The organism is Tenacibaculum sp. IB213877, assembly GCF_034043975.1.
Classification (GTDB): Bacteria; Bacteroidota; Bacteroidia; order Flavobacteriales; family Flavobacteriaceae; genus Polaribacter.
On sequence record NZ_JAXCHH010000044.1, the window covers coordinates 1 to 648 of the forward strand.

Annotated in this window: 1 protein-coding gene; it reads left to right on the forward strand. The window is 37.5% G+C overall.

Going from position 1 to position 648, the window contains the following annotated elements:
* On the forward strand, positions 1-648 hold a 648-nt coding region (locus SLH33_RS13010; protein WP_320419545.1), incomplete at both ends, for a hypothetical protein.

Genomic DNA, 648 nt, shown 5'->3' on the forward strand with positions numbered 1-648 from the left:
GGTTCAGGATGTACGGGAACACAACAAACGGTAACAATCAATGATCAGTTAACAGGTACAGTATCCACTACTAATGTAACATGTAATGACGGAAGTCTTACTATTACAGCACAAGGAGGAGATGGTACTTATGAATATGCAATTATCGTAACAGGAAGTGGAGCGAGTCCAGTTTATGGAGCAAGTAATACCTTCCCAATTTCAACATCAGGAGATTACGATTTCTTTATACGAGATGGAGCAGGATGTACCTACAGTTCAACAATCAACGTAGGTCAAACTATAGATCCATCTTTTACTACAGTTGCCAACCAACCAAATTGTAATGGAGATACAGGAAGTATTAACATTACAATTTCAGATGGACTAGCACCTTATACAATAACAGTAAATGGTACAGCTACTACTGGTTATACAGATAGCACTACACAATCAGGTAGTACCATATTATATGATACCTTATTACCAGATACATATACCATCCAAGTAACAGACGCTAACGGATGTACACAAACACCTGTAAATGTTGTAATTAATCAGTTAACAACAGTATCAAGTACCGCAAGTTTAACACAGGATTATACATGTAGTACATTAGGAGAGATTACATTTACGTCGGCTACGGGAGGTACACCACCATATACCTAT